An 18625-nucleotide genomic window follows, 5' to 3' on the forward strand; every position below is an offset into this window, starting at 1 on the left:
AAGTTGGTGAACTTGGTTGTGAAGGTATTCCAAGTTATAAAAAAACAAAAGGGCCATACGTTGCTTATTATATTATTTTTGCTGCTCGTTTCAGGAGTAAGTGTTCTATTTAACCAAGCATTTAGTTCAGCTGAGCGGGGACAGCCAGAAAGTGATCTAGGTGAAGCGTTTGAAGTTTCAGGTCCAGCTACTATGGATGTTACATTGCAATACATGTATTTAGACGGGGAAGTCATAGAGGAAAAGACGAAAGAAACGATTTGGTCGATGGAAGATTTTTGGGCGCAGTATGAGGATTGGACCTTGCTTAGGCAGTCTGAAGGCGGAATGGTTTTTCAAATGGAAATTGACGATATCTCTCCTGCATTAAAAATGAATGGATATTTTGGAATTACTGAAGACGGTGTGCTATCTATATTTGAAGGGGTTCCCCAAGATGAACAAGTCATTCAATCTTTTTTTCAAGTCGATACAAAAAAACTTAAAAGCAAGCAGCATTCTGAGCTTGTCAATGGAATTCCAGTTGGGGATAAACACCATTATGAAGAAGTCTTAGAAGCATTTGCTGAATATAAGGAATCGGAGTTTTAAGCTGTCTTTTGTGAGGCAGCTTTTTTCACTTTCTGCTAAGGCCATTATACGAGGTCAGTGTAATATGCTAAAATAGAAATAAATGTTCGTATAATGGAGAGGAAGTTAATTGTGATTGATTACATAAATGGCGTATTAGTTGATATTGAAACTCAATATGTGGTGTTAGATCATCAAGGGCTGGGGTATCAAATTTATTGTCCTAACCCTTATCAATTTTCTAAACAATTAGATGAGAAGGTAAAAATATATACATATCAGCATGTTCGTGAAGATCTTATTCGTTTATTTGGGTTTGAATCCAAATCTGAGCGTGCTCTGTTTGAAAAATTGTTGAACGTATCTGGAATTGGCCCAAAAGGTGCATTAGCAATCCTTGCATCAGGACAGCCAGAACATGTAGTAAGGGCTATTGAAGAGGAAGATGAAGCGTTTCTCGTTAAATTTCCTGGAGTGGGCAAAAAGACAGCAAGACAAATCATTCTTGATCTTAAAGGGAAGCTTGATGAATTTGCTCCTAATTTATTTAATGAATCAACCGGTCTTGTATCAGAGAAAATGACGAAGGTGAATAAAGAAAATACTGAGCTGGAAGAAGCCCTTGAAGCCTTGCGTGCACTTGGATATGTAGAAAAAGAACTTAAGAAAGTACGTCCTAAGCTTGAACAAGAGGATATGGCCACGGACGCTTATATTAAAAAAGCACTTCAGTTAATGTTGAAATTTTAATGCTGAAATTCTAGGGACTTACTCATTATGAAGGAGGTGGGGAAAATGGAAGAACGTATGGTTTCTGCTGAAGCGCAAGGATTAGAAGACTCCATTGATCAATCGATCAGGCCAATGGATTTAAATCAATACATTGGCCAAGAAAAAGTGAAGCAGAACTTGAAAATCTTTATAGAAGCTGCCAAAATGCGTGAAGAATGTCTTGATCATGTTCTTTTATATGGCCCTCCTGGACTTGGAAAAACGACTCTATCTGGTATTATTGCTTCTGAAATGGGAGTTGAGATGCGAACAACGTCTGGTCCGGCTATTGAAAGGCCAGGTGACTTAGCCGCCATTTTAACAGCACTTGAACCTGGTGATGTCTTGTTTATTGATGAAATTCATCGGCTTAATCGAATGGTAGAGGAAGTTCTTTATCCGGCAATGGAAGATTTTTGTTTAGATATCGTAATTGGAAAGGGGCCGACAGCACGTTCTGTGAGGCTCGATCTGCCTCCTTTTACATTGGTGGGCGCAACAACTAGAGCAGGCATGCTCTCTGCTCCCCTAAGAGATCGGTTCGGGGTAATGGCGCGTCTGGAATATTACACGGAAGCGGAATTAGCCTTTATCGTTAAACGAACGGCATCTATTTTTGAGACAGAGTTAGATGATGAAGCTGCTCTAGAAATCGCAAGACGATCACGCGGTACACCACGTATTGCCAATAGGCTGTTAAGACGAGTCCGGGATTTTGCTCAAGTCAAAGGTGATGGGACTATTTCTGTCGAACTTGCTGAAGATGCTCTTGAGAAATTACAAGTTGACCGTCTAGGACTTGATCATATTGACCATAAATTATTAATAGGAATGATCGAAAAATTCCGGGGTGGTCCGGTTGGTCTTGAAACAATCTCTGCCACTATTGGAGAAGAATCAGAAACAATCGAGGATGTGTATGAACCGTATTTATTGCAAATTGGTTTCCTGCAAAGAACACCTCGTGGAAGAATGGTTACACCGCTTTGTTATCAACATTTTAATCTGGAGGAGCCAAGTAGATGAGTACAGCGTCTAAAGTGTTAATTGCCATTGGAGTTCTCTGTATTATTATTGGTATTCTATGGCCGATTATTTCGAAAACACCGATTGGCCGGCTGCCTGGAGATATTTTAATTAAACGGGAGAATTCTACGTTTTACTTTCCAATTATGACTTCCATTGTGATTAGCATTGTTCTGTCATTAATTCTATTTCTTTTTGGGCGCTTTAGATAATTCTTGCTTAATAAATAAAGGTTCGGTATTCTAGAAAAGATGCTTTTTATTGCTGTTTTAAATTAATTAGTGAATTTTAGTACTAAAATACAATATTCAAATACAAAGTTTATTCGTATGAAAAAGGTGAACCAACATGGATGTACGTGATTTTGATTTTTACTTACCTGATGAATTGATCGCACAGACGCCGCTCCTAGACCGAACGGCGTCTCGTTTGCTTGTTTTAGATAAAGATAATGGGGCAATTAAAGACGATGTATTTTCTTCGATAACGAATTATTTAAAGTCTGGTGATTGCTTGGTTTTAAACGACACGAGAGTTCTTCCAGCTCGTTTATATGGTGTGAAGAAAGATACCGGTGCTAAAATTGAACTGCTTTTATTAAAACAATTAGAAGGCGATAAATGGGAGACGTTAGCAAAGCCCGCAAAACGTGTGAAAAAAGGAACAACCATCACGTTTGGTGAGGGGCTGTTAACAGCTACTTGTATTGAAGAAACTGACCAGGGCGGCCGTGTAGTGGAGTTGGCATATGAAGGGATTCTTCATGAGGTGCTTGATCAATTAGGCGAAATGCCGCTGCCTCCATACATTAAAGAACAGCTTGATGACCAAGAGCGTTATCAAACGGTATTTGCGAAAAACCGCGGTTCAGCAGCAGCACCTACAGCCGGTCTGCATTTTACAGAAGACCTTTTGCAAACTCTTCAAGATAAAGGAGTACACTTGGCATTCATTACGCTGCACGTTGGACTTGGGACCTTTAGGCCGGTAAGTGTAGAAGATGTGGAATCACATGAAATGCATGCTGAGTATTATCAGATGAGTGAAGGAACTGCACGGTTATTAAACGAGGTCAAAGAAAATGGCGGTAAGGTAGTAGCGGTCGGTACCACCTCTGCTAGAACGCTTGAAACCATCATGAATGAGAACGGCACATACTGCGAAGCATCTGGATGGACATCGATTTTTATTTATCCAGGTTATAAATTTAAAGGAATTGACGGATTACTGACGAATTTTCATTTACCAAAGTCTACACTTGTAATGCTTGTAAGTGCGCTTGCTGGTAGAGAACATATTCTACAGGCATATAACCATGCTGTTAAAGAGCGTTATCGTTTCTTCAGCTTTGGTGATGCTATGTTTATTCGTTAAGTTAAACCGATAAGGAGGATGGGACGCTATGGCAGCAGTCACTTATGAGTTAATTAAAACATGTAAACAATCAGGTGCAAGACTTGGGCGTGTGCATACACCACACGGTACATTTGAAACACCCATTTTTATGCCTGTAGGAACATTAGCTACAGTCAAAACGATGAGCCCTGAAGATTTGTATGATATGAATGCACAGATTATTTTAAGCAACACGTACCACCTTTGGCTGCGTCCGGGACATGATATTGTCAAAGAAGCAGGCGGTCTGCACAAGTTTATGAACTGGGATCGTCCGATTTTAACAGATTCTGGCGGATTTCAAGTATTTAGTTTAAGCGACTTGCGTAAGATTGAAGAAGAGGGTGTACACTTCCGCAATCACTTAAGCGGTGAAAAGCTTTTCTTAAGCCCTGAAGGAGCAATGGACATTCAAAATGCACTTGGCTCTGACATTATGATGGCATTCGATGAGTGTCCGCCATATCCTGCGGAATACAGCTATATGAAAGATTCAGTAGAACGTACGAGCCGCTGGGCAGAGCGGTGTATTGAAGCGCACAAGCGTCCAGAAGATCAAGGACTGTTTGGAATTGTTCAAGGCGGAGAGTATGAAGAGCTTAGAAAGCAAAGTGCAAAAGATCTAGTATCAATGGATTTCCCTGGTTATGCCATTGGGGGATTATCGGTAGGAGAACCAAAGGATGTTATGAATCGTGTCCTTGAGTTCACTACTCCTTGGCTTCCTGATAACAAACCTCGTTATTTAATGGGAGTTGGATCTCCAGACTCACTTATTGATGGGGCCATTCGTGGGATTGATATGTTTGACTGTGTGCTGCCTACTCGTATTGCACGAAATGGGACATGTATGACAAGCGAGGGACGTTTAGTTGTTCGTAATGCAAAGTTTGCACGAGACTTCCGCCCTCTTGATGAGAACTGTGATTGTCATGTGTGTCAAAATTATTCTAGAGCGTATATCAGACACCTTATTAAATGTGAAGAAACGTTCGGATTTAGGCTTACGACTTATCATAACCTTTATTTCCTGTTAAACTTAATGGAGCAGGTAAGACAGGCAATTCGCGATGATCGTCTGCTTGACTTTAGAGAAGAGTTTTTTGAACAATACGGTTTCAATAAACCGAACGCAAAGAACTTCTAATCATAAGCTTGTACAGTAAAGTATGGAAAGGGGGGAATTTTGAATGGAAATTATCGGTACATTATTACCATTAATCCTTATGTTTGCGATTTTTTATTTCTTGCTTATCCGTCCACAACAAAAGCGTCAGAAATCAATTCGTGACATGCATGCTAACCTTCAGCGTGGTGATAAGATCATCACAATTGGAGGGATGCACGGGGTAATCGATGCAATTGATGAGGATGTTATTATCATCCTTGTAAATGAGAACCGCAAGCTGACATTTGACCGCGCAGCAGTCCGCGAAGTAGTAAACCCAGATTGATAAAAGAAAGGCGAAGGCGACTGGACTGTCATGCGGTAAAATAAGGGGGAGCAATTCGAAGCCGCTTTTTGGCTTCAATTGATAACCCATTTTTACCCGCAGGACAAGGAGCCGCAGCTGGACAAAGAAAGGCGTAATGATTCGTTTAGATATGAGGGGGCTGGAGGTTTGACAAAAAGAAGCGTTTTTTGCTTCGTTTGGCAAAGTGAAGGCACAGAATATTTGAATCATGAAGCTGGACAACTAAAGACTGCACATACATAAGAAGCACAGCCATTAGGCTGTGCTTCTTTCTTTAGTAGTTAGATGAAGAATTGCTTGAAAGATTTACTCCGATAATGCCTCCGAGTGCAGCTAGGAGCAGATATCCTCCGTGAAATGCATATTGACTTGTGGTAAACAACTCATTGTAGCCTAAAAATTGAATTAAAAATGTGAGCATTGAAAACAGGAGGGCGGTAAGCGCACCTGCCATTAACCCTTTTGCCTTCGCTTTGGCACCAGACATAAAACCTCCGATAAACATAGAAAGAAATGCTACCCCCATAATCAACCAGCTGATCGAGTCCTCTGTATAGGAGGTAAAGGTTAAAAACAACGATGCGAGCAGGCTAAAGGATAAAGCTATGACTAATATTGCACATAATCCCCATAGGACAGCTGGGAAGAAACTTCTAGAAGCCACTTTTTACACACTCCCCTTCATTAAAGTTTAATCTCTTTCTACAGCTTATTCGGGCTTGTATAAAATAGACATAAAACATTCAGACAGAAGATTAAAGGACATGTTTAAATCAAGCTTGTCATAGGATGGTAGAAATGTGGACGAGAGGAGTACAAACATGGCGGTAACCTTTGCGTTAATCATTTTTATCATCAGCTATTTCTTTATTATGACTGAAAAACTAAACCGAGCAGTTATTGCGTGTCTTGGGGGCGTGTTAATGCTTGTGTTTGGTATTTATGAAATAGAAGCTGCTTTTTTGCAGCATATCGACTGGCACACAATCACATTGTTACTCGCAATGATGATTTTAGTCTCCATAACAAGCCAAAGTGGTTTCTTTGAATATGTAGCTGTTTCAATGGCAAAATGGGTAGAAGGGAGACCGATCCCCCTATTAATTGTCATTTCCACACTGACGGCTTTTGGGTCAGCTTTTTTAAATAATGTCACGACGGTTCTTTTAATTGTCCCGATTATTTTCACTTTAACCTCGCTTCTTAAGTTAAATGCAGTGCCGTTCTTATTATCGATTGTTATGGCTTCAAATATAGGAGGGACAGCAACATTAATAGGTGATCCTCCTAACTTAATGATTGGGCAGGCAGTAGGTCATTTAAATTTTAATGATTTTCTGATTCATCTAAGTCCGGTAGTTATTGTTATTTTTATCATCGTTATGGCGGGACTTGTGTTTTATTATCGAAAGCAGCTTTCAGTAAGGACAGAACATCAGATGAAGCTCAAAATGCTTAATCCGAGAGATTTTATTAAAGATAAAATTCTTCTATTTAAATCAGTAACGGTTCTTTTTGCCACCACATTTGCATTTATTATTCAACCAATGCTTCATATTGAGCTGACAAGTATTGCTATGGTTGGAGCCTTATTATTAATGTTAATCACTCAGGAAGAACTGGATGTAGAAGAGGTGTTTAAATCTGTTGAATGGGTAACGTTGTTCTTTTTTGTTGGTCTCTTTATGCTTGTTGGAGGATTAAAAGAAGTTGGATTAATTGATGAGTTTGCTAAAGCCATTATTTACTATACTGATGGTGATTTACCAAAAACGGCTATGTTTATCTTATGGGGCTCAGGCATACTATCAGGGTTTGTGGATAATATTCCATTTGTAGCCGCTATGATCCCAGTTATTTTAGAGTTTCAAGAATATGGTATGGCGAATCTTGATCCACTGTGGTGGGCGCTTGCATTAGGAGCTTGTTTAGGAGGAAATGCCACTATTATCGGAGCCACGGCGAATGTGATTGTGGCAGGAATGGCTCTAAAAGCAAAACAGCCGTTCAGTTATTGGGAGTTTTTAAAAGTTGGAGCGCCTATTGCGATTCTTTCGTTTGTGATATCAAGTATCTATATTTACTTACGCTATCTTATCCATTTTCAATAAACGTATTTGATTAAATAAAGCTAAATCAGACTTACCAAAAGCTTCAATTCATCACCATTTAAAGATTGCACATACTATTTGCAGAGACTTGTTTGGTGATGAAAGGAGCGTTGACGATGGATTTTGTGACAATCATTCTGCGGACATTTTTGGTGTATGTCATTATTCTCCTCGTCTTACGCTTGATGGGTAAGCGAGAGATTGGCCAATTATCCGTTCTTGATTTTGTTGTCTCTATCATGATTGCTGAACTAGCCGTTATTTCAATCGATAATTTTAGTTCACCAATGATTCATTCATTAATCCCTATCTTTGTCTTATCCATTATTCAAATCACCTTTGCAGTTATTTCTTTAAAAAGTGAGAAGCTGCGTGATTTCTTGGATGGGGAGCCTTCTGTCTTGATTAAAGAAGGAAAAATTGATGAACATGAAATGAGAAAACAGCGATATAACTTTGATGATTTACTGGTTCAGCTGAGGCAAAACAAAGTGGCAAAGCTTTCAGATGTGGAGTTTGCTATTCTAGAGCCATCCGGTAAGCTTTCTGTTATAGAAAAGTCAAAACAAAATGAGAATAGCGGTCCAAATATGCCATTACCGCTTATTTTAGATGGGAAAGTACAAGAAGAACATTTAGATAAGATTAATAAAACACCTCTATGGTTGAGGCAGGAAATGCGAAAGATCGGTTATCGTGATATTAAGAAAATTTCTTATTGTGCATTAAGGGATGATCAATCTTTTTTTGTAGATGTGAAGGACGAACAATAATCGTTTGTTGTATGTAGCAAATTTGCAGCAAAATGGTTAGAAGTGGAGACAGGCTTTTTTGTTTGTTCATATGATAGATATGAACGACAAAGGAGGTTTCTGTGTGTCTAATTATTATGAACTAGCCAAAGAACATCAAGGTCAAAGAGTGACGATTACAGATCGGTCTGGTGCCGTGTATACTGGTAGATTAATGAATGTTGATACTGAACATGTATACCTTGAGGTAGAGCAAGACGCAAAAGAAATGTATGAGCAGGATTCGTATGATCGGAGCGGAGGCTATGGCTATTATCAGCCGCTATATCCAGCACCTTACCCGCCGCCATGTCCAAAAAACGATGTCATTCCGATTGCTCTTGCGGCTATAGGCGGTTTTGCTTTAGCTAGTGCGTTCTTCTGGTGGTAAGAACCTCAATTTATTAAGCTAATCTTAATAATGGGATTAGCTTTTTATTATGGAATAATAACTTACTATTCTGAATATAACGTGAATACTTGTTTTATTGAAATAGATATGTAAAATAGCATTATACATTTGTTCTTCTACAGGAGACAATCTTTAGGAGACATAACGGGGGTAGAGAGATGAAACTTTTAGGGAAACTGCTCATTGGTATTATTTTAGGTATCATTATCGGTTTGGCAGCACCAGAATGGGTCGTTAGAGTCTTAGTCACTTTTAAAACGCTTTTCGGCAGCTTTATTACATTCATCGTGCCATTTATTATTTTATTCTTTATTGCAAGCGGCGTAGCAGGACTTGGAAAACGAAGCGGAAAGCTGGTTGGAAGTACAGTAGGTCTTGCGTATGTTTCAACTGTTCTTGCCGGCCTTTTAGCTTTCACAGTGGCCTCATTCATCATTCCAATGCTGACAACACCTAGTGAAGCGGTGGAGGAAGCAGGGGGACTTGAGCCGTTTTTAAGTTTTGAGATTGAACCATTAATGGGGATTGTAACAGCATTAGTCATGGCCTTTGTCTTTGGTATCGGGGTTTCTAAAACAGGAAGCGAAAAGATTAAAGCTTTCTTTGATGAAGGCCGTGATATTATTGAACTCGTTATTGCAGCAATCATTATCCCGCTATTACCATTCTATATCGCAGGGATCTTCTCAGAGCTTGCTTATGAAGGAACTGTGTTTGAAACATTGAGCTTATTTGCTGTTGTATTAATTTTAGCGATTTCTCTTCATTTAGTTTGGCTTGTTATCCAATATTCAACTGCAGGAGCTCTTCGTAAACAAAATCCATTTAAGCTTCTAGCAAATATGGCTCCGGCCTATGCAACGGCGATCGGAACAATGAGTAGTGCAGCAACGATTCCGGTAACATTACAATCAGTTAAAAAGAATAACGTAAAAGAAAATATTGCAAACTTCGGAGTGCCGCTCTGTGCGACGATTCATTTATCAGGTAGTGTCATCACCATTGTGACTTGTGCGATGGCCGTGATGATGATCACGCCAGAGTTAGCAGCACCGACTCTTGCAAATATGCTTCCGGTTATCTTTATGCTTGGGCTGATTATGGTTGCAGCACCTGGCGTACCAGGAGGAGCAATTATGGCTGCACTAGGAGTATTAACGTCTATGCTTGGATTCAGCGAAGCAGCTATTGGTTTAATGATTGCTCTTTACATGGCTCAAGACAGCTTTGGTACTGCTACAAACGTAACCGGAGACGGAGCGATTAATTTAATCATTGATAAGTTTTCTAAATCATAATTAGGAAGAGCTTCAGCAGATATGCTGAAGCTCTTTTTAGTTATCCTTTTGGTACTAATTTTGCTACATGGCGGCCGACTACAGGTATACGATTAAGTTCCTCTTTTTTAATAAGCCCGAGAAAAATCATTAAGATGCTGTAGAAAAGAGTGGTTATAGAGATGCTGAGTAATGTTTTTGTGACTAGTGACTGGTCAAGGAATGCATGATTTAAGCAAAGGAAGCCAATCCAGGTAGATGAGCCGATCAGCAATATAACTTTAACGACTAGTTTGATATCGATTGTGAAGCTTACTGTTTTGACAACCGTTGCAAAATGAAGCAGAGTGACTAATATGAAGCCAATGACAATCGCCAGGGCTGCACCCATAATGCCGAGTTCTGGTCTAGTGGCTAATGCAAAGATCGCACCTATTTTAACAACGGCTCCAAATAAACTGTTCATCATCGCAGCTTTGGCTAAATCTAATGCCTGAAGTGTTGCTTGAAGCGGACCTTGAAAGTATAAGAAGATACTAAACGGCGCCATTACTTTCACATATGTTGCAACGGACGGAGCATTATACATAAGCTCCATAATTGGTTCTGCGTAGACGTAAAGAACGACAACTGATACGCCGCCAGAGATAAGGGCGAGTCTTAGTGCCTGACCTAAGCGATGGTGGATCGTTTTGAATTGTTTTTTAGCGGCAGCTTCACTGATTGCCGGAACCAGTGAGACGGATAAAGAGTACGTAATAAAAGTAGGAAGCAAGATAAGCGGAATAACAAAACCAGCTAATTCACCATATTGTCTTGTCGCCATGACTGTCGCAACCCCTGCAAGCGCTAAACTTTGAGCGACAACAATCGGTTCAAAAAACAAGGATATTGAACCAATGAGACGGCTCCCAGTCGTAGGAAGCGCAATTCGCATGAGGTCATTGAATGTATGTCTTCCTTCCTTCACATAGCTAAAGAAGCCAGAGCGGATCTTAAATCGTTTGTTTGATTTGAACATATAAATCATATAAAGAAGGGATGCGAGCTCTCCGAATACCACTGAGATCATAGCTCCTGCTGCGGCATATTCTACACCCATTGGCAAAAAGGCACTTGTCATCACTGCAACTAATGTAATTCTTACGACCTGTTCAATAACTTGTGAGTAGGCAGTAGGCTTCATGTTTTGGCGCCCTTGGAAATATCCACGCATGACAGAAGAGAGAGCAACAATTGGGACAATCGGAGCAATTGCAATCAGTGGGTAATAAGCCCGTGCATCTGTAAGCATTGTCTTTGATATAATGGGAGCAAAGAGAATCATGGCTGCAGTAAAAATAATACTCAACGTACCGGTTATAGCTAACGATACGACTAAGATTTTCTTTATTCTGCTTCGGTCGCCTTTTGCTTCTGCTTCAGCAACAAGCTTTGAAATGGCGACAGGAAGGCCAAGCTGGGTGATGGTTATAACAAGAAGTAAGGTAGGAACAGCCATCATGTAAAGCCCGACGCCTTCAGCTCCCATAATACGTGCGACAACGATTTTATTAACAAAGCCTAGAAAGCGCGTGATGAGTCCTGCTATGATGAGGATCAACGTCCCTTTTATAAAGGTCTGTTTTGACATGTGCAGCCCTACTTTCATAAAAAAATATGGATATTTTCCGCTATTATTTATATGCTTAGTAGTGGGGCAAGCATGACAAGTTGTTTAAAAGTCGTTGGTATGGGATTAGAGAATAGAGAGGAAGAGTATTGAGTGAAACACACGATTGAGGAATTTTTAATTAACACATTTGGTTTTCTGCCGCCGGAATTATTAGTTATTGTTATTTCAGCTATGCCGATCTTAGAGCTTAGGGGAGGCATTCCACTTGCGCATCAGCTTGGATTTTCATTTGGAGAGGCACTGTTTTATGGCATCTTAGGGAATTTGCTGCCGATCATTCCGATCTTATTATTATTTCGTCCGGTAAGTAAGTGGATGCTGAGATTCTCTATGTACAAACGATTTTATGATTGGTTATATAACCGCACAATGAAAAAAAGCAATAATGTTGAAAAGTTCGGTGCACTGGGATTAATTTTATTTACGGCCGTGCCGCTTCCGACCACAGGAGCCTATTCAGCAAGTCTTGCAGCCATTTTATTCTTCATTCCGCTAAAATCGGCTTTTCTAGCGATTGCAACTGGTGTTGTTATTGCAGGAGTAGGAATTGCAGGCGTTATGTATATGGTTTTTTAAGGAAGCTTGCACAACAATTGAAGGGAGCATGATAGGATGGATAAACAACAGTTTGAGAGTTGGAGATATGACGTACAGCCTGCTTTATCTTCTAAAGTAGATGAGTTTCATTTTTTAGGGTATGAACGAGTAACAGAAGATCAAGTATGGGCTTGTTTAATGTATCGTCTGCGAAAACAAAAAGAGTTTATTCATCTTCATGCCTTTGTTCAGGCGATTTTATCGTTAAAGGTCCAAGATTACATGACTTGGGTTACAAAAGAAAGCTACCGTGAAAAGAACGATTGGTTTGCAAAAGAAACACTCGTATAGGTAGTTTTTACATAAACATGACTAAAGAATGAGAATATTCTAGATGAAATTGACAGGAATTTTCATTAAAAGCTATAATAAGACTATTGTGTAAATGCTTGTCTCCTAGTAGACAAGCATTAGTGCGTTAATAGGAGGAGGCATTAGAGCAACATGGTGAAAAAAGGCCGAATTATCGCTTTTTTTCTCATCGTACTCATCTTCGGAGGGCTGATCAGCCAGACGGTTTTGGGAATTACGAAGGAAATCAAGCTTGGACTAGACCTTCAAGGCGGATTTGAAATTTTATATCAAGTCAATCCTGCTAATGAAGGAGATGTGATTGATCAACAAGCACTTAGTGCAACGGTAGGTGCGTTGAACCAGCGTGTCAATGTACTCGGTGTATCAGAGCCGAACATTCAAATTGAAGGTGATGATCGTATTCGTGTTCAGTTAGCGGGTGTTGATGACCAGCAAACGGCACGTGATCTTTTATCTACAGAAGCAAATTTAACATTTCGTGATGTAAATGATGAAGTGCTTTTAGACGGAAGTGATTTGCAGCAAAACGGGGCAAGCTCTTCATTTAAAGACCAGACGAATGAGCCGATTGTCACGCTCACATTACGTGATGCGCGATTATTTGAAGACATAACAAGGGAGATTTCAAGCAGGCCTCCTGGTGAAAATTTATTAGTGATCTGGCTTGATTTTGAAGAAGGGGTAGACTCTTACGAAGCAGAAATGATGAGTGAGGATCCGAAATTCTTATCTGCTGCCTCTGTTCGTCAAGTCATTCCTTCAAGAGATGTTATGATCGAAGGGAATTTTACAGTTGAGGAAACTCGCTTTATTGCTGAAGTATTAAATGCAGGATCTCTTCCTGTTCAGCTAGAAGAGATGTATTCGAATTCAGTAGGGGCTTCTCTTGGGGAACAGGCAATGGAGAAGACGATCTATGCCGGATTTATTGGGATTGCGTTAATCTTCTTATACATGCTTTTCTATTATCGTTTTATGGGTGTGATCGCTGTGATTACCCTAAGCATGTACATTTATCTAGTACTTCTTGTGTTTAACTGGATGAATGCGATTTTAACACTTCCTGGGATTGCTGCGTTAATTTTAGGTGTTGGTATGGCTGTTGATGCAAATATCATCACTTACGAGCGTATTAAAGAAGAAATTCGCTCAGGTAAATCGATTATGTCGGCATTCAAAGCAGGCAGCCGTCGTTCGTTATCGACGATTCTCGATGCCAATATTACGACGATTCTTGCAGCAGGTGTTCTATTTGCATATGGGACAAGCTCGGTTCAAGGGTTTGCAGTAATGTTAATTGTAAGTATTTTAACAAGCTTTATTACAGCAGTATTCGGTTCGCGTTTATTGCTTGGATTATGGGTAAACAGTCGCGCGTTGAACAAGAAGCCGCGCATGTTCGGTGTGAAAGAAGGTGAAATCGATGAGCTTTAATTTTCAAAACCGCGAGATAGATTTTGTTCAGCATCGTAAAAAGTTCTTCACGTTCTCGCTTGCTGCTATGCTCATTGGTGTCATCCTTTTGCTGACGATGGGGTTGAATTTAGGAATCGACTTTGAAAGTGGATCTCAAGTGGAGATTCTTGCTGAAGAGCCGCTTACAGCAGAGCAGGTGGAAGCAGAATTTGCTCAAATTGGTTCAGGATATACGCCTGATGACATTACATTAGGCGGAGATCGTAATGAAATGGCTACAGCACGCTTTATCGGTGTGCTTGATGCAGGAGAGATAGCAGAAATTCAATCGTATTTTTCCGAGAATTTCGGGGCTGAGCCTAATATTGGCACAGTATCTCCTACAGTAGGGCAAGAGCTTGCTCGTAATGCGTTAATTTCTGTATTAATTGCTTCTGTCGGGATTATCATCTATGTAACGATTCGATTTGAATTTTTATATGGGGTTGCTGCGATTGTGGCACTGTTGCATGATGCATTCTTTATTATTGCGGTATTCAGTTTACTGCAGATTCAAGTAAATGTTCCCTTTATAGCAGCCGTATTAACGATTGTCGGTTATTCCATTAATGATACAATTGTTACCTTTGACCGGATTCGTGAGAACATGAAGCTAACAAAACGAGTGAAGGATTTTAATGATCTTGCAGCCGTTGTAAACAAAAGCCTCGTGCAGACACTTGCCCGTTCAATTAACACCGTATTAACAGTCGTATTTGCAGCTGCTGCCTTATTTATATTTGGCGGGGAAGCGATTCGATCATTTGCGCTTGCTTTATTAATCGGGCTTGTAGCTGGGACCTACTCATCTATGTTCCTCGCTTCACAGTTATGGTTGATCTGGAAGTCAAAACAGCTTAAAAAACAAAAGTTTAAGAGTAAACCTCAGCCAGAAGAAGAGCCGACTGTTTAGTAAATGAACAGGTGCAAAGCAAGAGACATAATATGAGATCATGGTGCATACCATGATCTTTTTTTTGGTACAATAACGTGGAGTGGTGGCAGGTTTTGGTATACTATCTATGTGAGGTGAGCATATGGAAGAAGCAGATATTCGGTACCGTAAAGTACGCTTTGCTGCTTGGGTAGGGATTATAGGGAATATTATACTTGCGATTATTAAAGCGGTTATTGGATTTATGGCTAACAGCCGAGCGCTCATTGCTGATGCTGCACATTCTGCATCCGATGTTGTGGGGTCTGTGGTCGTTTTAATTGGCGTCCGCGCAGCAAAACTACCGCCGGATGAAGATCATCCATATGGTCATGGGAAAGCGGAATCTGTAGCAGCCATTATAGTGGCGGTTCTTTTATTTATCGTGAGTTTTGAAATTGCGCTTAGTGCAATAAAGTCCTTCTTTGAGCCCGTTGTTGTACCGAAGATGATTGCGATCTATGCGGTGCTGTTTTCGATCGTTACAAAAGAAATTATGTTTCGATATAAGTATCAGCTGGGTAAAAAGTATAAGAGTGAAGCTTTAATGACAGATGCCTGGCATCACCGGTCAGATGTATTCTCATCGCTGGCTGCTCTTATCGGGATTGGTGCTGCCATTTTAGGTGGTATGCTCAATATTTCTTGGCTTGTATACGGGGATGCGATAGCGAGTGCGTTTGTGGCCATCTTAATTGGGAAAATGGCTTACAGCTTGGGGAAACAATCGATTCATAATGCATTAGACCATGTTCTTCACGAAGAAGATACGATCGAAATGAAAAAAGCAGCAGCCGAAGTTCCAGGTGTATTAAATATTGATGAGTTTTATGCTCGTGAACACGGTCATTATGTCATTATCGATATAAAAATTGGTGTTAACCCGAACATAACTGTTGAAGAAGGCCATACGATAGGGAAAAATGTGAAGTTAAGATTATTAGAAGAGAAGCATGTGCAAGATGTTCTCGTTCATATTAATCCATATAGAGAAAAAGAATAAGTAGAAAAATACCATGAGGAGGGTTATGGGATGAGGGGACAATGGAATATTATCTTAGGTTTGTTAGTTGCTATTATTATCGCAATCTTTGCAGTCATTAATGTAGAAGGCGTAAGGGTGAATTATCTATTTGGTACAGCAGAATGGCCGTTAATTCTCGTTATTTTAGGTTCTGTATTTATGGGGGCCATTGTAGCAGGTGCACTTGGAATGGTTAAAATCTACCGTCTTCAAGCTGAGCTTAAAAAACTGAAGACGTTAAAGGGCCATCAAGAGTCCGCTGTTAAAACGGAATCTTCTATTGACAAAGTGGAAGAAGACGAGAATACCGTCATTAAAGACACAACCTTAGATCAAGATCCCAAATAAAGTAAACAATATAGACGCATTCAATTATTGTCACCCCTTGGCACCTCCTGTATAATAGGATGGTCAAGGGGTGAACTTATGTTAAGACCTAAGGCAAGATGGAAAATTCAAGAACAAGATGAACATAAAGCAGGCAGGCTTGTAAGCGAGCTGGGCGTTGATGAACTTGTTGCCCAATTATTAGTTAATCGCGGCATAGAGACACCAGAAGCCGCAAGAACTTTTTTATATACAAAGGAAATGACGTACCATGATCCCTATTTGTTAAAGGGTATGGACAAGGCTGTGGCACGAATTAAAGAAGCCATTGCAAACCAAGAGAAGATCTTAATATTTGGTGACTATGATGCGGACGGTGTAAGCAGCACCTCTGTTATGATTTACACATTAAATGAACTTGGTGCTGTGTTTGATTATTATATTCCTAATCGGTTCACAGAAGGCTACGGGCCTAATGAGCCGGCTTTGAGGCGTGCGAAAGAAGAAGGGTATTCCTTAGTCGTAACAGTAGATACAGGGATTTCTGCTGTTCACGAGGCGAATGTCGCAAAAGAAATTGATCTTGATTTTATTGTGACTGACCATCATGAGGCCCCTCCAGTTTTGCCAGAGGCATATGCTATCGTAAACCCGAAGCAGCCAGATTGTACGTATCCTTTTAAAGGATTAGCTGGTGTAGGTGTTGCGTTCAAAGTATCACAAGCACTCCTCGGCAGAATTCCTAAAGAGCTGCTTGATATTGTTGTTATCGGAACGATTGCTGATTTAGTACCGCTGATTGATGAGAATCGTTTAATGGCTAAAGAAGGACTGAAGGCTCTAGAGTCAACATCGAAGCCAGGGTTGCGTGCTTTGATGAAAGTGTGTGGAATCGGTCAGGATACTTTAACAGGCGATCATGTCGGCTTTGGAATGGGACCGCGGATCAATGCTGCAGGAAGACTTGATTCAGCTGATCCGGCAGTAGAGTTGATGATTACGAATGATTCAAGTGAAGCGGAACACCTAGCTGCTGAGATTGATTCTTTAAATAAACAACGTCAATCGATTGTTAATACGATTACTGAAGAAGCAGTCGAGATCGTAGAATCTAAGTATCCTCCAGATGAGAATGATGTGTTGATCATTGCAGGAGTCGGCTGGAATGCAGGTGTTATTGGAATTGTTGCCTCACGCCTTGTTGAGCGTTTCTATCGTCCGACAATCGTATTAAGCATTGACGAAGAAAAAGGGTTAGCCAAAGGTTCAGCAAGGAGTATTGAAGGCTTTGATATGTTTAAAGAATTATCGAAAAGCCGAGATATCCTGCCTCATTTTGGAGGACATCCAATGGCGGCTGGACTGACAATGAAAGAATCAGATCTTAATTTACTGCGTGAACGTTTAAATAATCAGGCGCAGGAAGTTCTAACTGAGGAAGACTTCAAGCCGCTTACGAAGATCGATTTATCCACAACGGTAGACCGCATCTCCTTAACGGTGATTAAGCAGTTAGAAGCTTTAGCTCCTTTTGGAGTGAATAATCCAACACCAAAAGTGATGCTTGAAGGAGTTCATATCGATCAGATGCGCCGTATTGGCAGTGAGTCTAATCATCTAAAAATGTCTTTTGTTCAAAACGGAGCGAGTCTAGATGGGATTGGCTTTCATTTAGGGCATTTACATGATGAAATCAGCCAGACGGCAAAGCTCTCTGCGATTGGAACTCTTTCTATCAATGAATGGAATGGACATGTAAAACCGCAGATGATGCTTGAAGATCTTGCAGTTAAGGAATGGCAGCTTTTTGACTGGCGCAGTATTAAACAAAAGAGGTTAGAAGATCGATTGATGGAAATTCCGATTGATGACCGTGTACTTATTTTCTTCAAAGAATCCACGAAAGAAGAGCTCGGACTCCAGCTGGATGACTTGAGAAAAGCGAGTGATCTGACGGAGATGAGCGGAGCCTTTGAAGGGAAGTATGTGGTATTATTAGATGTGCCTAATACTCGAGAAGAGCTTTCTCTTTTATTTAAAGAACAAGGAACACCTAGCAGGATTTATACTATTTTTCATCAACAGGACGATTCGTTTTTTACGACAAATCCAAATCGTGATCAATTTAAATGGTTCTATGCTTTTCTATTAAAGCGTAAAACATTCGATGTGAAAAAACATGGAACAGACCTTGCTAAGCATAAAGGCTGGTCTAGTCATACGATCGATTTTATGTCCCAGGTGTTTTTAGAGCTCGGTTTTGTTACAATAGACAATGGCGTTCTTTCTCTAAGTGATGCACCGGAGAAAAAAGCACTTGATGCGTCAATTACGTATCAACGAAAACAAGAGCAAGCACATATAGAAAATCAATTCGTTTATTCTTCTTATGAGGAATTAAAGCAATGGTTTAATCGCGTGATTCCCCGAAATGAAATAGATGAACGACAAATCAAGGAGACGGTGTAAA

At 40.2% G+C, this 18625-nt stretch carries 20 protein-coding genes; 18 read left to right on the forward strand and 2 right to left on the reverse strand.

The genetic code is table 11. From position 1 onward, the window contains the following. Positions 1-18: 18 nt before the first annotated feature. The 7 genes from A33I_RS00380 (at position 19) to yajC (ending at position 5216) form a co-directional block, all read left to right on the forward strand. Positions 19-591, forward strand: coding sequence for an intercompartmental signaling factor BofC (locus A33I_RS00380; protein WP_012957750.1), 573 nt, complete (start codon positions 19-21; stop codon positions 589-591). A 111-nt stretch (positions 592-702) separates the two neighbouring features. Further along, a complete protein-coding gene (gene ruvA, locus A33I_RS00385) occupies positions 703-1320 on the forward strand; it encodes a Holliday junction branch migration protein RuvA (protein WP_022626502.1) in 618 nt (205 codons plus the stop codon). A gap of 45 nt (positions 1321-1365) precedes the next feature. After that, a complete protein-coding gene (gene ruvB / locus A33I_RS00390; protein WP_022626503.1) occupies positions 1366-2367 on the forward strand; it encodes a Holliday junction branch migration DNA helicase RuvB in 1002 nt (333 codons plus the stop codon). Then, on the forward strand, positions 2364-2579 hold the full coding sequence (locus A33I_RS00395; protein WP_022626504.1) for a DUF2905 domain-containing protein: 216 nt from the start codon (positions 2364-2366) through the stop codon (positions 2577-2579). The genes ruvB and A33I_RS00395 overlap by 4 nt, the downstream gene beginning before the upstream one ends. Before the next feature lie 136 nt (positions 2580-2715). Beyond that, positions 2716-3741 (forward strand): tRNA preQ1(34) S-adenosylmethionine ribosyltransferase-isomerase QueA, encoded by a 1026-nt coding sequence (gene queA / locus A33I_RS00400; RefSeq protein ID WP_022626505.1) that lies wholly within the window; start codon positions 2716-2718, stop codon positions 3739-3741. A 28-nt stretch (positions 3742-3769) separates the two neighbouring features. After that, entirely contained in the window at positions 3770-4909 is a 1140-nt protein-coding gene (gene tgt / locus A33I_RS00405; RefSeq protein WP_012957755.1) for a tRNA guanosine(34) transglycosylase Tgt, read from the forward strand. A 43-nt stretch (positions 4910-4952) separates the two neighbouring features. Continuing rightward, positions 4953-5216, forward strand: coding sequence for a preprotein translocase subunit YajC (yajC, locus tag A33I_RS00410; protein WP_012957756.1), 264 nt, complete (start codon positions 4953-4955; stop codon positions 5214-5216). A 295-nt stretch (positions 5217-5511) separates the two neighbouring features. On the opposite strand, the gene A33I_RS00420 is transcribed toward yajC, so the two are convergent. Then, positions 5512-5901, reverse strand: coding sequence for a TIGR04086 family membrane protein (locus A33I_RS00420; RefSeq protein WP_022626507.1), 390 nt, complete (start codon positions 5899-5901; stop codon positions 5512-5514). A 157-nt stretch (positions 5902-6058) separates the two neighbouring features. On the opposite strand from A33I_RS00420, the gene A33I_RS00425 reads away from it, so the two are divergent. The 4 genes from A33I_RS00425 (at position 6059) to A33I_RS00440 (ending at position 9849) form a co-directional block, all read left to right on the forward strand. Continuing rightward, positions 6059-7348 carry an ArsB/NhaD family transporter gene (locus A33I_RS00425; protein ID WP_012957758.1) on the forward strand — a complete coding sequence of 430 codons (1290 nt, stop codon included), beginning with the start codon at positions 6059-6061 and terminating at the stop codon, positions 7346-7348. Positions 7349-7464: 116 nt separating this feature from the next. After that, positions 7465-8121: a DUF421 domain-containing protein gene (locus A33I_RS00430; RefSeq protein WP_012957759.1), complete on the forward strand. Its 657-nt coding sequence runs from the start codon at positions 7465-7467 to the stop codon at positions 8119-8121. A 103-nt stretch (positions 8122-8224) separates the two neighbouring features. Then, positions 8225-8530, forward strand: coding sequence for a hypothetical protein (locus tag A33I_RS00435; protein WP_022626508.1), 306 nt, complete (start codon positions 8225-8227; stop codon positions 8528-8530). A gap of 179 nt (positions 8531-8709) precedes the next feature. After that, positions 8710-9849 carry a dicarboxylate/amino acid:cation symporter gene (locus A33I_RS00440; protein ID WP_022626509.1) on the forward strand — a complete coding sequence of 380 codons (1140 nt, stop codon included), beginning with the start codon at positions 8710-8712 and terminating at the stop codon, positions 9847-9849. Between the two features lie 40 nt (positions 9850-9889). Here the strand turns inward: A33I_RS00440 and spoVB are convergent, their stop codons facing one another. Continuing rightward, positions 9890-11461, reverse strand: a complete 1572-nt coding sequence (gene spoVB / locus A33I_RS00445) for a stage V sporulation protein B (protein WP_022626510.1) — start codon at positions 11459-11461, stop codon at positions 9890-9892. A gap of 132 nt (positions 11462-11593) precedes the next feature. On the opposite strand from spoVB, the gene A33I_RS00450 reads away from it, so the two are divergent. The 7 genes from A33I_RS00450 to recJ all read left to right on the forward strand — a co-directional run bounded on the left by A33I_RS00450 (position 11594) and on the right by recJ (position 18624). Then, positions 11594-12079, forward strand: a complete 486-nt coding sequence (locus tag A33I_RS00450; RefSeq protein ID WP_022626511.1) for a COG2426 family protein — start codon at positions 11594-11596, stop codon at positions 12077-12079. Between the two features lie 36 nt (positions 12080-12115). Beyond that, a complete protein-coding gene (locus A33I_RS00455; RefSeq protein WP_022626512.1) occupies positions 12116-12391 on the forward strand; it encodes a post-transcriptional regulator in 276 nt (91 codons plus the stop codon). A 153-nt stretch (positions 12392-12544) separates the two neighbouring features. Next, entirely contained in the window at positions 12545-13849 is a 1305-nt protein-coding gene (gene secD / locus A33I_RS21005) for a protein translocase subunit SecD (RefSeq protein WP_022626513.1), read from the forward strand. Further along, positions 13839-14783, forward strand: coding sequence for a protein translocase subunit SecF (secF, locus tag A33I_RS21010; RefSeq protein ID WP_022626514.1), 945 nt, complete (start codon positions 13839-13841; stop codon positions 14781-14783). The genes secD and secF overlap by 11 nt, the downstream gene beginning before the upstream one ends. A gap of 124 nt (positions 14784-14907) precedes the next feature. Beyond that, positions 14908-15807, forward strand: coding sequence for a cation diffusion facilitator family transporter (locus A33I_RS00465; RefSeq protein WP_012957767.1), 900 nt, complete (start codon positions 14908-14910; stop codon positions 15805-15807). Between the two features lie 30 nt (positions 15808-15837). Continuing rightward, a complete protein-coding gene (locus A33I_RS00470; protein ID WP_012957768.1) occupies positions 15838-16176 on the forward strand; it encodes a LapA family protein in 339 nt (112 codons plus the stop codon). 78 nt (positions 16177-16254) lie between these two features. Beyond that, on the forward strand, positions 16255-18624 hold the full coding sequence (gene recJ, locus A33I_RS00475; protein WP_022626515.1) for a single-stranded-DNA-specific exonuclease RecJ: 2370 nt from the start codon (positions 16255-16257) through the stop codon (positions 18622-18624). Position 18625: the final 1 nt, after the last annotated feature.

Source organism: Alkalihalophilus marmarensis DSM 21297 (assembly GCF_000474275.2).
In the GTDB taxonomy this organism is placed as follows: Bacteria; Bacillota; Bacilli; order Bacillales; family Bacillaceae_D; genus Alkalihalophilus; species Alkalihalophilus marmarensis.